The organism is Thermoflexus sp., from assembly GCF_042408365.1.
Classification (GTDB): Bacteria; Chloroflexota; Anaerolineae; order Thermoflexales; family Thermoflexaceae; genus Thermoflexus.
Window position 1 is genome coordinate 1 of sequence record NZ_JBHOQJ010000220.1, and the last position, 14,779, is coordinate 14,779.

Genomic DNA, 14,779 nt, shown 5'->3' on the forward strand with positions numbered 1-14,779 from the left:
GCCGGGCACCGAAGGCGCCCGGCTCGCCCCCAAACCCCAATGGGGGAGTTCATTTCTTAAACTTCATCAGCGCCCTACTCCAAACGACCCCCACCCCCCGAAGGATTTCTGCTCTTCCCTCCGCAGCTTTAAAGGGCTGCAGAGGGAAGAGCAGGTGGGGAGGGGCCATCTGCCCCCCTACCGTATCAACGGAAGAAACCCTACGAACCCTCGGCACTCAGGGGGAGGCATCGGTCGGAACCGGTTCCGGGATCGCCTCCCGTGCCGGCTGAACGCGCCAGAGGCGAGTGGGATCCGTGATCCGATCCGGGAACAGAATGCCGTCCAAATGATCGATCTCGTGCTGGAACACACGGGCCACCAGACCCTCCGCCCGGATTCGAACCCATCGTCCCTCTCGGTTGAGGCCCCGCACGACGACGGACCGGGCTCGGGGGACCCATCCATACCATCCGGGGATGGAGAGACAGCCCTCAACGCCCTCCACGATCTCTGGGGAGGCCTCGACGATCTCCGGGTTAATGAGGGTATAAAGCACCCCGCTCCCGGGGACCTCCTCGTCTTCCGGGACCTCTACCACGATCACGCGGAGGGATTCCCCCACTTGCGGCGCGGCCAAGCCGATCCCCTCCGCCGCCCGCATGGTCTCGACCATGTCGTCGATCAGACGGCGAAGGGCCGGCGTGATCCGAGGCACGGGCTCCGCCTTTCGCCGCAGGATGGGCTGATCAGCCATCACAATCGGTCGAACGGCCATCCGTACGCTCCCCTCGTCATTTGATGCATGGCATCCTCGAGTGGTGACATGGATCGGAGGGCTGGTTTCAGTCGCTTTCCCTCGGATCCCGTCATTGAGGTCTGGGTTTGATTTTAGAGGAATCTGGTCCGGGTTGCCATATTTATAGTGCTCCATCCATTTGGTTTTGAGGATAGGGGATCGTGAGGGCCAATGCCCCTATCCCCATTTCTCCCCCAGGGGAAACTCCCCGAAAGCGCGTCCGCTCATATCCAACAATCCAGCGGAGAAGCCATCTGCCCCTCCCCGCGGCCCAAAGGGCGGTGGGGAGAATGAATAGACCATGCGGAGGGATGTGGAACCGCAGCCTTCTATAGGGCGTCTATTCAGTGAGATCAATAGGGGAAGGAGGCTTCCATGCGCTCGCTGTCTCTCGGGATCGCTTTCTTGGTGTTCCTGGCCGCGTGCGCGCCGGCCGCGCGGCCCCCTGCTGCGGTTCCCCCGGCGCCCGCAGAGCCTTCCCTTGGGCAAGTCGGAATGGAACCCGCCCAAAAGGGAAAGCTCACTGGCTCAGAAGCGAAGGATCTCCCACAGTTCCAAAAGGCGCCGGCCTCTGCCCCCGGGGCGCCCGCTGCTACACCGGTTGCGATCGAGGTGAACCCTCCTGGGGTGATCCCCAACCCGGCTGCCCGCATGATCATTAAAAACGCAGAGGTGCGCCTCGTGGTCTCCCATGTCGATGAAGCCCTTACCCGTATTGAAGGGCTGGTGGCGGATGTAGGCGGTTATATCCTGAACAGCCGCACTTGGTTTCAAGAGGGGGAGAAATACGCCAGCCTGACGTTTGCGGTGCCTTCGGAACGATTCGAAGAGACCCTGGGCCGCTTGCGCCGTCTCGCACTGAAGGTGGCCGACGAGAACGCTTCCGGTCAAGACGTGAGCCAGGAGTATGTCGACCTGGAGGCCCGATTAACGAACTTGGAGGCCGCGGCGGCGCGGCTCCGGGAGTTTCTGAAGGATGCGAAATCCGTGGAGGAGGCCCTCCAGGTAGAGGCACGATTACGGGAGCTGGAGGGGGAGATCGCTCAGGTGAAAGGCCGCATGAACTTCTTGAAGGGGCGCTCCGCTTACTCGTTGATCACGGTGATTCTGGAGCCGATGCGGCCCACCCCCACACCGACCCCCACGCCTACCCCCGTTGTGTGGAATCCTGGGGAGACGTTCCGCGAGGCCACCAGCGTGTTGGGGCTCCTGATGCGGGCCCTGGTGGACCTCAGCATCTGGGTGCTGGTGCTGGGGGGTCCGTTTATGTTCCCAGCGGGGCTGATTGCGTTTGCAGTCTATCGCCTTCGGAACCGCCATCGACGGCAACCGCCCGCTTAGGAGGTTGCATTACTGCTTTCCCATACTCTCCCCAGCAGTTTCCTTTAGGGGTTGAGGGCCGCCAAGGGCGGCCCCCAGCCCCTAAAAGATCTTTTCTCTCCCTCTCCGCAGCCAGAGGGCTGCAGGGAGGGATATGAGAAAACCAGCAGCATGTTTCCGACCTCCCAGCCTATCATCTATCAGCAATCTGCTATGATGACCCTCACTGTCTTTCTGCTAATAATGCTTTAAATTCAAAGCGATGATCCTCAATCCGGTTATGTCCAGTGCATCGCGCCGGAGATTTTAGCGATCCCATTCCCATGAGTTTGTGAACCGGTGATGCGGGGATGGGTTTCCCAGCGGATGGAAAGGATGGGCTGGGCGCCCAACTGGTACTTCCCGACCTCTGAATCTTTAATGTCGCGCATATGACTCACTGTCACTCTGAGACGGTTCGGATCCCTGAGGAGGGAGAGGGGCGACCGATTGTGCTGGTGGGGCCGCCGAATGTGGGGAAATCGGCCCTCTTTTTCCGACTCACTGGTCGCTACGCGACGATCTCGAATTACCCGGGGACCACGGTGGATCTCCTAATGGGCCGTCTGCCTGAAGGGGGGTCGCTGCTGGATACCCCGGGAACCCGCAGCCTGTTCCCGCTTTCGGCGGAGGAACAGGTCACCCGGTCGGTGCTCCTCACCGCCCGGCCGCAGGCAGTCATCCAGGTCGCCGATGCCCGGCATCTCCGCCAGGCCCTCCTTCTCACGCTCCAGCTGGCTGAGCTGGAGGTCCCCATGATTCTGGATCTGAATCTAATGGACGAGGCGCAGGCGGAGGGGGTCGAGATCGATCTCGAGGGCCTGGCGGCTCGCCTGGGGATTCCAGTGGTCGCCACAGTGGCTGTGTCCGGGCAGGGGTTGGATCGTCTGCAAGCTCTCATTCCTGAAGCCCGCGTCCCTCGGGTGCGCCCCACTTATGATCCGCCTCTCGAGGAGGCTCTTCAACGACTGGAGGCCCAGCTGCCACCCGAGCCGGGCCGTCGTTACTGGGCCATCGGGCTGCTCCTCAGTGATCCGGTGATCCTCCAGCAAATTCCGGATGAGGCGCTCCGTCGGGAGGCGGCGGCGCTCCGTCAGGCCCTGGAGGAGCATTACGGGCGTCCGCTCCTTTACATCTTTGTGCGCCAGCAACATCGCTGGGCAGAGGAGCTGCTGAAAGATCTGGTGCGATGGGCACCTCGCACCGTGGGCTTATGGGCGCGGGTCAGGGGATGGTTGGATGTCCTCACCCTTCACCCGATCGTGGGCTGGCTGTTCATTGCCTTGGTTTTGTGGGCCACCTATCAGATCGTAGGCGTCTTCGGCGCCCAGGTGCTCGTGGACTTCCTAGAGGAGACAATCTTCGGCGCCTGGGTGATCCCGTGGCTTACAGCGTTGGCTGAACGTTGGATCCCATGGACGCTGGTTCGGGATTTCCTGCTCGGGCCTTACGGGCAGATCTCAATGGCGTTGACCTATGGGTTGGCCATCGTGTTGCCCATTGTGAGCACCTTCTTTCTGGTGTTCAGCCTGATGGAGGATTCCGGTTATCTCCCCCGGCTGGCCGCTATGCTCAATCGCCCATTCAAAGCCCTGGGGCTGAATGGGCGTGCTGTCCTCCCCTTAGTGCTGGGGTTGGGCTGTGTGACCATGGCGACAATGACCACGCGGGTGCTGCACACCCGAAAAGAACGGGTGCTGGTCACGCTATTGCTCGCCCTTGCGGTTCCGTGCTCGGCCCAGCTGGGGGTGATCTTCGGGATGATCGCTATGGCCGGCCCCGCGGCGTTGGGGATCTGGTTGGGGGTGGTCGCCGCGGTGTTGGGCCTGGTAGGCTATCTGGCCGCCCGGGTGGTGCCTGGGGAGAGCTCGGATTTTATCCTAGAGCTCCCGCCGCTGCGGATCCCGCGGCTGGACAATCTGTTCTTGAAAACGCTGGCCCGTCTGGAGTGGTATCTCAAGGAGGTTGTGCCCCTGTTCATGCTGAGCACGGCGATCCTGTTCCTATTGGATCGCCTGAGGGTGCTGGGATGGATCCAGGCGGGGATGTCGCCGCTGGTGACCGAGTGGCTGGGGTTGCCGCCTGAGACGGCCGGGATGTTCCTCCTGGGCTTCCTCCGCCGGGATTATGGGGCCGCTGGGTTGTTCGACCTCGCCCGGCAGGGCTTGCTCACCGGCCATCAGATCCTGGTGAGCTTGGTGGTGATCACTCTCTTCATCCCGTGCATCGCGACCGTCATGATGATGATCCGGGAGCATGGATGGCGTACCGCGGCAGCGATCGCTGCCTTTGTTTTTCCCTTCGCGTTCTTCGTCGGCGGCCTGATCCATCGGTGGCTGCTCTGGACCGGATGGGGGTGAGAGGATGCGCATCCGCTGCCCGATGTGTGGGCATGAACTCGACCCCTCCGATCTTCGGTGCCACGTCGGGTGCCCTCTGGGGGCACGCTGTACCCTAATCTGTTGCCCTCAGTGCGGCTATCAGATGCCGGACCTGGAGCGTTCGGCCAGCGCTCGCTGGTTCCAGCGTTTCTTCGCCCGGCTCCGCCCCGAAGGAAGGGTCGGCGGGAGCTCCCATGCGACGCTCGCCGAGGTTCCGCCTGGACAGTCGGTGGTTGTGATAGAAATCGAGGAAGCGAGGGGGGATCAGCTGGCGCGCTTAGCGCATCTGGGGGTATTGCCTGGCGCGGCGATTCGCGTCCTCCGGCGGCGTCCTGTGTTGATTGTGGAAGTGGAAGGGACTACCCTGGCGTTGGATCCTGACGTAGCCGCACACATCCGTGTGGGCCAAGCGTAACGCTGCTCTGCGCCCTCGCCATGCCCCTGTCCTCCAGATCGGCAGTTCTCCGTTATAATCAAAGCGAACGTGGAGATCCAGGCATCACCTCTGGACGATCGTTACCTGCCCCCCTATCTCCCCGGCTTTCAATCCTCTCCCCTCGCCTGTTTTGCGGGGGAGAGAAAGGAGAGGGCAAGGGCGGGGTCGTTCCATCGACCTGATGGGAAGGGGGATCCGGATGCAGGAGATCACGCTTTCCCAGTATTGTGCAGAGATCGAGCGCCTCCTCCAGGACGAAGCTTACGATGAGGCAATCGCTCACTGCTTCCACATCTTGAAGCGTTATCCAAAGTATTACAGGGCTTACCGTCTGCTGGGCCAGGCGTATCTCGAGAAAGGCATGAACGAGGCGGCGATGGATCTCTTCGCTCGCTCGCTGAGCGCGGACCCTGAGGATTTCCTCCCCCGTATCGGCTTGAGCGTGCTCTATGAGCGCCAGGGGAAGATCGCCGAGGCCGCCTGGCAGATGGAGCGGGCCTACGAGATCCTCCCTTACAATGACTTCGTTCGCGAGGAGCTGAATAAGCTCTATACCCGCCGCGATGGCGTGCCGCCGGAGTTTCTTCCGCTGACGCGGGGCGCGCTGGCTCGCCTCTATGCCCGGGGCCATCTTTACGCTGCGGCCATCGCCGAGCTGGAGAGCCTACTCCAGGAAGCGCCTCAACGTTATGATCTGCGAGCCCTCTATGTAGAGGTGCTGTGGCGGGACGGGCGTCGCTTAGAGGCCGCCCGGGCGGCCCAAAGCCTGCTCCAGGAGTTGCCCCACTGCATGAAGGCCAACTTGATCTTGGGGGAGTTCTGGATGGCCAGCGGCCGGGAGGCAGATGCCCGGGAGCTGTTCCGGCGCGCGGCCGCGGTGGATCCCGAGCTCACGATGGCCCTGGATCTCCTTGGCCCCACTGCTTCGATCCAGCCCACTTCGGTGCGAATCGAACGATTGATGTATGTACCCCCCACGCCCGCCTATGCCCAGCCGCCTGTGGAGGAAGGCGAGATCCCGGAGTGGCTTCAGGCTTTGGGCCTCCCATTGGGGGAGGCCGTCCCATCCGCGGAGGCCACTGTTCCCGAAGCGGAAAAGGAAGAGATTCTATGGTCGGTTCCCGAAACGGCCCCCATCCTGGAGGCCCCAGAGGTCCCCGAGGAGGTTCCACCGGAGCCCGCACCGGAGCCGCTGGAGTGGCTTCGTTCCGTGGAGGTCGCCCCATCTTCCGTTGAGGAAACGGCGGCGCCCCCAGCGGAGGAGGAGCCGGAATGGCTTCGCACGGCGGAAGCTCCAGTGCCTCCGGGGGAGGAAGCCCCCCAGGTTCCTCCGCCCACGGTGGAGTGGCCGGAGTGGCTAAAAGAGGATTTCGTCCTGCCACCGGAACCCGCTCCCTGGACGCCCGAGGAGGAACTTCCGCTGCCGCCGGAAACTCCATGGGAAGAGGAAGGATTTCCGAGCCTGGAGCTGTCGGAACCTGCCCCCTTGATCCTTGAGGAAGAGCCTGGGGCCGCTCCAGCGTTGGAGGAACCGGGGCGCCCGGAGGAAGTCTCTCTCGGGTTTGAGGAAGAAGCCCTGCCCTCCGTCGAGCTCCCCGCCGAAGCTCCGGAGGTGGAACCGGCGGAAGGCCCCGCTCCCGAACTTGCCGGGCTTCCTCCGCTTCCGGAGTCCTTAAGCCCAGAGGAGGCTCTGGCCTGGCTGGCCCGGATTGCGGAGGGCAAGGAGGAGATGCTGCGGGCTCAGGCGGAACAGGAAGCGGAAGCCCGCATGGCGGAGATCTTGGGCCGTCGACCGCTGGAGACACAGGAACCGGTTTTGCCTTCGAAACCCGTGGAGGAGGTTGTCCCCCCTGAGCCCCCTGAAGCTCCTCCGGGTGAGGCGGCGATCGAAGCGGAAGCCGAGGCGCTTCCGGAATGGCTGCTGGCGCTCAAGCCGCCGGAGGAAGGGATGGAAACCAGGTCGGTGGAGGAGGAACAGTTCCGGGCGCTTCTGGAGGAAGCGGCTGCGCAGCCGCTGGAGATCCCTCCGGAGTGGATGGCGGAGATCGGGCTCTTCCCGGAGGCGGCTCCCACGGAGGCGCCGCCGATCGCGGAAGCGCCATCGCTTGAGGAGGCGCCGGCGGAGCTTCCATCTGAAATCCCATCAGCGGAAGTGCCCTTCGAGGCCTCCCAGGTGGAAGTTGCGCCAGCGGTGGAGAGGCCGTCTTCCTTTGCTGCCCCCCTCTGGGATCTTCTGGCGGTCGATGAGGGCGTTCCGCCGGTTGGAAAAGTGCCGGAGCCGGCTCCCCCCGTGGATCTCCGTTGGCTGGAGCGCCTACAGGCGGTTCCTATCGCGGAAACGATGGCCGGTCCGCTTCTGGGGATCCTGGCGGAGTACGAAGCCCGACTGAAGGCGCAACCGCGCGATCATGAGGCCCGGCTGGCGATGGCGCGGCTGCTCTTCAACCTGGGCGATACCGCGCGGGCGGTTCGGGAATATCAGCGCCTCCTTCGAGTTGCCTCAATGCGCCAGGCGGTGATCGCGGATCTGGAGCAGGCCGTGCAGCTGCGGCCAGGCGAGTCGCGGCTCTGGCAGGTCCTGGGGGATGCCTATCAGGAGGCCGGGATGCTCCAGAAAGCCCTGGAAGCTTACCGGCGAGCCCTTGCTAGCCTGGGTTCGTAAATTCATCATTCGGGCAATGTTAGGGTAGATATGCCGCCAAAGACGGCCTACCTACCCTAAAATTCATTTGGCAATGGGTGAGAAGGGAGGAAAAATGTTTTAGGGTGAACGGGGCGCCTTTGGCGCCCCGTTCGCCCCTAACCCCTCATTCTGATCGTTGGAAACCGGAGGATACGGATGCGGATCGGAATCCTCAGCGACACGCACGATCACATCGAGAACACCCGCCGGGCGCTTGAGATCCTTCGTCAGGAACAGGTGGAACGCCTCTTTCATTGCGGCGATGTCATCTCGCCGGAGATCCTTTCCCTCTTCCAGGGATGGGATGTGCTCTTCGTCCGCGGCAACTTGGATCGCCTGGATACGCTGGAACCCGCGGTGGTCGCCCTGGGCCGCCAGCCTTTCCTGGGCGACGAGATGAGCACTACGGTGGCAGGCCGCCGCATCCTCATCCTCCATGGCGATGACGCCGAACGCTTGCGGCAGGCGATCGCGTCAGGGGAATTCGACTATATCTTCCATGGTCACACCCACCGGCGCCGGGATGAACGGATCGGTCGAACCCGGGTGATCAACCCAGGCGCCTTGGGGGGCGTCCGCCACGAGAGCCGTTCCTTCTGCATCCTGGATCTGGACACGGACGAACTCCGCTTCATCGAGGTCGAGCCATGAAGGAAGAGCTGTTCCCGTCCGATCTGCCGTTCCAACTGGCCGTGCCCATCGAAGTCCGCTTTCGGGATATGGACGCGATGGGCCATGTCAACAACGCGGTCTATTTCACCTACTTTGAGCAAGCGCGCATTCATTACCTTCGTCATCTGGCCCAATTGCCGCCTCCCTTGGAACTGTTTGGGATGATTGTGGCGGAAGCGACATGTCAGTATCGGGCTCCCATCACCATGGGGATGCCAATTCAGGTGTGGATCCGGGTCGCCGAGGTGCGCCAGCGGAGTTTCATCTTCCTGTATAAGATCGAGCGCCGCGACAACGGTCAAATCATGGCCCTGGGACGCTCCGTCCAGGTTGCCTACGATTACGCGCGTGGAACCCCCGTGCCGATCCCAGAGCCCTGGCGGGAGCGCTTCCTTCAATTCGAGGAAGGCGCACATACCCTTTGCGAGCTCGTGGAGCGAAAGGCGCCATGATCATTGTGGATGCCCATGAGGATCTGGCCTGGAATGCTCGATCTTTCGGGCGGGATTACACTCGGTCCGCTTATGTCAACCGGGAGCGGGAGGAGGGAACGGAGATCCCCCGCTTGAACGGGCGCTGCATGCTGGGCCTTCCGGAGTGGCTGGCCGGCGGGGTTGCGGTGATTTTCGGAACTGTGTTTGTGATGCCCAGCCGTCGAGCGCGTTCCCCCTTGGAGCGTGCCTATCGCACGCTGGAAGAAGCATATGCGGAGGGGATGGCGCAGCTGGATTACTACGAGCGCCTTGTAGAGACCCAACCGCGGTTCCAGCTCATCAATACCCGGAAGGATCTGGAAGCGGTGCTGGAGACCTGGAAGGACCCCCCCTCGGAGCCGGATGCTGACACCCGGCGTGTTGGGATCGTCCGGTTGATGGAGGGGGCGAATCCCATCCGCCGGCCGGAGGAGGTGGAAGTCTGGTATGAGCGAGGCGTGCGGATCATCGGCCTGGCCTGGGGTGCCACCCGCTATGCGGGCGGCACCGGAGAGCCAGGGCCGTTGACGGAGGAAGGACGCCGTCTCCTCAAAGCCATGCAGGAGTTCCCCATTATCCTGGATCTCAGCCATATGGCCGAGCGGAGCTTCTTTGAAGCCCTTGATCGTTACGAAGGCCCGGTGATCGCCAGCCACTCGAACCCCCAAGCCTTGGTGCCTGGGGATCGCCAGCTCTCCGATGCGATGATCCGTGCCCTGGCGGAGCGAGATGGGGTGATCGGGGTGGTGCTCAGCAACCGGATGCTGAAGAAAGGGTGGACACGGGGGGATCCGAAGGAAACGGTGACTGTATGGGATGTGGTGCGGGCCATCGATTACATCTGCCAACGGGTTGGGGATGCTCGCCACGTTGGGATCGGAAGCGACTTCGATGGGGGTTTCGGGGCGGAGGCGACGCCGGCCGAGTTCGATACGGTGGCCGATCTCCCGAAGATCGCCCATGCGCTTCAAGAGGCGGGCTTTACAGAGGCAGACATCGAGGCGGTGATGAGCGGAAACTGGCTGCGGATCCTGCGGCGGGGGCTTCCGGATTGAAGAAGCGTTTTCTGTGCGAGGCAGCCCGCACGACATCGAACTTCCAAAGGGTTTAGCAAATCCCTGGGAACCTGGAGAGGAGGCGACGGCGGATGTGGCAGGCGGAGGAGGGGCCGGAGGAGCGACCGGTCCTGGTGATCGGGGCCGCTGGCTTGGATCTGAAGGGTTACGCGTCGGGGGCGATCCGGCTGGGCGCCACCAATCCCGGTCAGGTGCGTCGGAGCGTTGGGGGCGTGGCCCGCAACATCGCGGAGAACTTGGCCCGCTTGGGCAATCCGGTGATCCTGATCTCGGCCCTCGGCGACGATGAAGCCGGTCGCTGGGTGCTGGAACGGACCCGGGCGCCTGGTGTGGACGTAAGCCACGTGACGGTGGTCCCTGGAGGGCGAACTGGGGTTTACCTGGCGGTTTTGGATGAGCAAGGCAACCTGGTGGTCGCAGTGGACGATATGGGGATCTTAGAATCCATCACGCCGCGCTACTTGCAAGCCTGTCGGGCGCTCTTCGAAAGGGCGTCCATGGTGGTCTTGGATGCCAATCTGTCCCCCGCCGCGTTGCGGATGGCCGTTCGCCTCGCCCGCCGGTCCGGCATCCCTGTAGCGGCCGATCCGACCTCGCCGACCCTCGCGATGCGCCTCCGCCCCATTCTCTCCGAATTGTATCTGGTGACTCCTAATACAGCGGAAGCCGAGGCCTTAACCGGGCTGCCGGTTTCCAGCGTGGATGAGGCGCTCTTCGCCGCCCGCTATCTCACGGCGCTGGGGGTTCAGATCGCCATTATCACGATGGCGGAGCTGGGCCTGGTCTACGCGGCCGGGGATCTCAGCGGGCATATCCCCGCCCTGCGGACAGAGATCGTGGATTTCACCGGGGCTGGGGATGCGTTGACGGCAGCGGTGATCTTCGCCCTCCTCCACGGCATTCCGGTCGAGGAAGCAGTTCGCTTGGGTGTGGCCGCAGCTGCGTTGACCCTCCGCTCCCAGGAGACGGTCTCTCCGGACCTGACTTTGGAGCGGCTGTATGAGCAGCTGCTCATTTAGAGCGTGTCTGAGAAATATGCAGGAAGCCGCGTCATGATTCTGCCCTTCGCACGCTATGCCAATCCGGATATCCGGGGTTCGATCCCCCTTCCCCACGGCCCTTTGGGCCGTGGGGAAGGGGATCTAGGGGAAGTGGAACCCTTCCCCGCTTACAGGGTAGGTAGTTACCCAGAGCAAGTTCTCAGACACGCTCTTAGAGCGATGAGATAGAGGAAAGGGATCGCGGGCTGCCGGGGACGGCCTGGACCCCATGGGCGGCCATCCCGCCGATCAACACCATTGCCGGGGGAAAGAGGATGGAGCATCCATCGCGAGCGGCCTGGATGGAGACGTTCCTCGGGCTTCAGGATGAGCTGGTCGCGCTGTTGCGCGAGTTAACTGTTCGGGAGTCCCCCACCACCGAGAAAGCGGCTGTGGACCGTTTGGGGGAGTTCGTGGCGGATCAGCTGCGGGATCTTGGAGCCCGGGTCGAGCGCATCCCTCAAGAGACAGTGGGTGACCATTGGATCGCCACCTGGGGGGATCCGGAGGCTTCAACCCAGATCCTCACCCTTTGCCACCTGGATACGGTGTGGCCCCTGGGGACGCTGGCTCGCATGCCGATCCGTGAAGAGAACGGCCGGCTCTATGGCCCAGGGGTCTTCGACATGAAGGGAGGGATCGTTGTCCTTCTGGGCGCCATGCGGGGGCTTCTGGCGCTGGGCGTTCGGCCTCCCCATCGCATCCGCATGCTCTTCACCAGCGATGAAGAGACCGGCAGCGAGACTTCCCGTCCTCTGATCGAGGAGGAAGCCCGGCGCAGTCACCTGGTGCTCTGTCTGGAGCCAGCGCTCCCCGACGGGAGTCTGAAAACATTTCGCAAAGGGGTAGCGGATTTCACCGTGGTCGCCTACGGCCGGTCCGCCCACGCCGGGGCGGATCCCCAGCGCGGGATCAATGCCATTGAGGAACTGGCGTATCAGATCCTTCGCCTGCGCGGGCTGGCGGATATCCGCCGGGGCACCACGGTGACGGTGGGCGTGATCCGAGGCGGCACCCGTCCCAACGTGGTGCCGGAATATGCGGAGATGGTGGTGGATGTGCGGGTGGCGACGCGGGCGGAGATGGATCGGATCGAGAGGGCTTTTCGAGCCCTTCGGCCGGTCCTCGAAGGGGCCCGTTTGGAGGTGCGGGGTGGATTCAACCGGCCGCCGATGGAGCGCAACGCCCAGATGGTCGCTACCTTTGAACGGGCTCGTGCCATCGCCGCCGAGCTGGGCATGACCCTCACGGAGGGGGGAACGGGTGGGGGAAGCGACGCGAACTTCACGGCGGCGCTGGGGATCCCGACCCTGGATGGCTTAGGGGCGATCGGCAACGGCGCTCACGCCCTGGAGGAGCATGTGCGCATCGATTCCCTCCCCCAGCGGGCGGCCCTCGTTGCAGCTTTGCTGACCCGATGGACGGTATTATAGTTGTAGAGCGAAGTTAAGTTGGAGACCAAATGGTGTAGTCCATTTGCCCTCAAAAGATCTAGGAAGTCCGTGTAATGCGTGAAGAGTTGATCTGTGCAGCTGAGCTCATTCGGCGTTCGCGCTATCTGGTCGCCCTGACCGGGGCGGGGATCAGCACGCCATCCGGGATCCCCGATTTTCGGAGCGAGGGCTCCGGGTTATGGAGCATCTACGACCCGATGGAGGTCGCCTCGATCTGGGCTTTCTCCCGCCGTCCCGAGGCGTTTTTCGAGTGGGTGCGCCCGTTGGCCCGTCGGATCTTGGAGGCCCAGCCGAACCCGGCCCATTACGCTCTGGCCCGCTTGGAAGCCGCAGGCATCCTGAAGGTATTGATCACCCAGAACATCGATGAACTCCACCAGAAAGCGGGCTCCCGGAACGTCATCGAAGTGCACGGCCACTTGCGGGAGGCTACTTGTATTCGATGCTATCGGAAAGTTCCTGCGGATCCCTATCTGAAAGCCTTCCTGCAGGATGGGACGATTCCGCGTTGTGAGCAGTGTGGAGGTGTGCTGAAGCCGGATATCATCCTCTTCGGGGAGCAATTGCCAGTCCGCGCATTCCTGGCCGCACAACAGGAAGCCCGGCGGGCCGATGTGTTCCTGGTCGCCGGCTCCTCGCTGGAGGTCGCCCCCGCTGGGGACTTGCCGATCCTGGCCAAGGAGCACGGTGCTCGCCTGATTATTATTAACCTCTCTCCAACAGTAGCCGATCGGTACGCGGATCTCCGAATCCGCATGGACGTGGCCGAAGCCCTTCCACAATTGGCGGAGATGGTGCTGGGTCCGGAGCAGGCCATGACCTCGAGTAGTTATCCTGAAGGGGCGATCGGTTGAATGAAAAAAGCGCGTGGCGAACTTGGGGGTGGGTGGTGTCGCCTTTGGCGATCCATCCTCCTTAAATCAGAGAAATGAGCTGGGGAGGGTCTGAATGGCGCTGAAGGGGAACCTCCGGGATTTCAATACCACCCAACTGCTCAACCTGATCCATCTGGCCCGGAAGACGGGAACATTGACGGTGGAGAGCCGAAACGGCACGGCCCGGCTATGCTTTAAGGACGGCAAGCTGATTTACGCCGCGCTGGATCGTCAGGATGGACGCTTGGCGGAGGCCCTGATCCGGGCCGGAAAGCTCCAGCCGGAGCAACTGAAGGCGTTCGACCTGACACGTCTTCAGGACGATAAAGTGCTGGGCCTCAAGCTGATTGAGGCGGGTTATGTCACTCAGCAAGACATCCTGAACAGCCTGCGGGCCCAGATGCTGGATGTGGTCTATCGCTTGTTTTCTTGGAACGAGGGTGTTTTCCGCTTTGAGCCGGATCTTCAGGCGCTACAGAACCGCATCCCGGTTCCCATCGATTTGGAGAACATCATTATGGAAGGGGTCCGACGCCTTCGGGAGGTGGAGCGCCTGAAGGAGGAGCTTCCCGATTTGGACATCCCGGTTCGGTTGACCAGTCGTCCGGAAGCCATTCGCAAGGTGCAGCTGAGCCCAGAGGAATGGCGGGTGATCAGTCAAGTGAACGGCCGGAACACGATCGAGCAGATCATGCGCCGCCTGAACATGGACGAGGTTCAAATCCGGCGCATTATCTATGGCCTTCTCCAGGCAGGCCTGATTGAGCTGGGAGCGCCGCCACCTGTAACCCCGCCGGGCGTGCCAGTCCCAGGGCCTAGGGGTGGGGTCTCGCGTTCGGTGGTGGAGAAGCTCATCAATTACTTCCGCAGGCTTTAGCATCCTGGTGCCATCCAAAGATCCCTCGGGAGGGACAGCCGCCCTATGCAAGCGGTGAAGATTGTGGTGACCGGGCCCTTCGCCTCGGGGAAAACCCAATTCATTCGTACGATCAGCGAGATCGAAGTGGTATCCACCGAGCGACGGATCTCCACGGCCTCGGAGCGGGCGATCAAGGATCAGACCACGGTGGCGATGGACTTCGGGCGGATTACGATCGATAAAGATCTGGTGCTATATTTGTTTGGCACGCCCGGCCAACGGCGGTTCGATTTCATGTGGGAGATCCTGGCCGAGGGGATGTTGGGGTTCATCGTCATGGTGGATAGCACGAGACCTGAGACGTTCCGAGAGGCCCGCAATATCCTCGACACCTTCCGCCGCTACGCGCAAACCCCCTTTGTCGTTGCCGCTAACAAACAGGATCTCGAGGACGCATGGGATCCGGAGGATCTGCGCATTGCGCTGCGTCTGGACAGCCAGACGAAGGTGTTGCCGTGCGTGGCCACCCGACGGGATAGCGTGAAAACCGTGGTCCTGGAGTTGCTTTACTCGATCCTTGAGGAGCTTTCCACATCACGGTAGCGCTCATATCCCCATATCTCTTCCCACAGCCCTTGGGGCGGTGGGGAAAAGGAGAGAAAAAATCTCGGGGCTGGGGGCCGCCTTCGGCGG

At 62.5% G+C, this 14,779-nt stretch carries 13 protein-coding genes; 12 read left to right on the forward strand and 1 reads right to left on the reverse strand.

The window, feature by feature from the left end; genetic code table 11:
* Positions 1–217: 217 nt before the first annotated feature.
* Entirely contained in the window at positions 218–757 is a 540-nt protein-coding gene (def, locus tag ACFMO5_RS10400) for a peptide deformylase (protein WP_376792682.1), read from the reverse strand.
* Between the two features lie 396 nt (positions 758–1,153).
* Here def and ACFMO5_RS10405 point away from each other — a divergent pair, with 396 nt between their 5' ends.
* The 12 genes from ACFMO5_RS10405 to ACFMO5_RS10460 all read left to right on the forward strand — a co-directional run bounded on the left by ACFMO5_RS10405 (position 1,154) and on the right by ACFMO5_RS10460 (position 14,689).
* Positions 1,154–2,119: a DUF4349 domain-containing protein gene (locus tag ACFMO5_RS10405; protein ID WP_376792683.1), complete on the forward strand. Its 966-nt coding sequence runs from the start codon at positions 1,154–1,156 to the stop codon at positions 2,117–2,119.
* A 410-nt stretch (positions 2,120–2,529) separates the two neighbouring features.
* On the forward strand, positions 2,530–4,497 hold the full coding sequence (gene feoB, locus ACFMO5_RS10410; protein ID WP_376792684.1) for a ferrous iron transport protein B: 1,968 nt from the start codon (positions 2,530–2,532) through the stop codon (positions 4,495–4,497).
* A gap of 124 nt (positions 4,498–4,621) precedes the next feature.
* Positions 4,622–4,933 (forward strand): FeoA family protein, encoded by a 312-nt coding sequence (locus ACFMO5_RS10415; protein WP_376792685.1) that lies wholly within the window; start codon positions 4,622–4,624, stop codon positions 4,931–4,933.
* Positions 4,934–5,153: 220 nt separating this feature from the next.
* On the forward strand, positions 5,154–7,616 hold the full coding sequence (locus ACFMO5_RS10420) for a tetratricopeptide repeat protein (protein WP_376792686.1): 2,463 nt from the start codon (positions 5,154–5,156) through the stop codon (positions 7,614–7,616).
* Positions 7,617–7,793: 177 nt separating this feature from the next.
* Positions 7,794–8,288 (forward strand): metallophosphoesterase family protein, encoded by a 495-nt coding sequence (locus ACFMO5_RS10425; protein ID WP_376792687.1) that lies wholly within the window; start codon positions 7,794–7,796, stop codon positions 8,286–8,288.
* Positions 8,285–8,761 (forward strand): acyl-CoA thioesterase, encoded by a 477-nt coding sequence (locus tag ACFMO5_RS10430; RefSeq protein ID WP_376792688.1) that lies wholly within the window; start codon positions 8,285–8,287, stop codon positions 8,759–8,761. The genes ACFMO5_RS10425 and ACFMO5_RS10430 overlap by 4 nt, the downstream gene beginning before the upstream one ends.
* Positions 8,758–9,837, forward strand: coding sequence for a dipeptidase (locus ACFMO5_RS10435; protein WP_376792689.1), 1,080 nt, complete (start codon positions 8,758–8,760; stop codon positions 9,835–9,837). Before ACFMO5_RS10430 ends, ACFMO5_RS10435 begins: the two co-directional genes overlap by 4 nt.
* A 92-nt stretch (positions 9,838–9,929) precedes the next feature.
* Positions 9,930–10,877 carry a carbohydrate kinase family protein gene (locus tag ACFMO5_RS10440; protein ID WP_376792690.1) on the forward strand — a complete coding sequence of 316 codons (948 nt, stop codon included), beginning with the start codon at positions 9,930–9,932 and terminating at the stop codon, positions 10,875–10,877.
* Positions 10,878–11,173: 296 nt separating this feature from the next.
* Entirely contained in the window at positions 11,174–12,331 is a 1,158-nt protein-coding gene (locus ACFMO5_RS10445) for a M20 family metallopeptidase (protein WP_376792691.1), read from the forward strand.
* Between the two features lie 74 nt (positions 12,332–12,405).
* Positions 12,406–13,206, forward strand: a complete 801-nt coding sequence (locus ACFMO5_RS10450; protein ID WP_376792692.1) for an NAD-dependent protein deacylase — start codon at positions 12,406–12,408, stop codon at positions 13,204–13,206.
* A 94-nt stretch (positions 13,207–13,300) separates the two neighbouring features.
* Positions 13,301–14,104: a DUF4388 domain-containing protein gene (locus tag ACFMO5_RS10455; RefSeq protein ID WP_376792693.1), complete on the forward strand. Its 804-nt coding sequence runs from the start codon at positions 13,301–13,303 to the stop codon at positions 14,102–14,104.
* Positions 14,105–14,149: 45 nt separating this feature from the next.
* A complete protein-coding gene (locus ACFMO5_RS10460) occupies positions 14,150–14,689 on the forward strand; it encodes an ATP/GTP-binding protein (RefSeq protein WP_376792694.1) in 540 nt (179 codons plus the stop codon).
* Positions 14,690–14,779 lie beyond the last annotated feature (90 nt).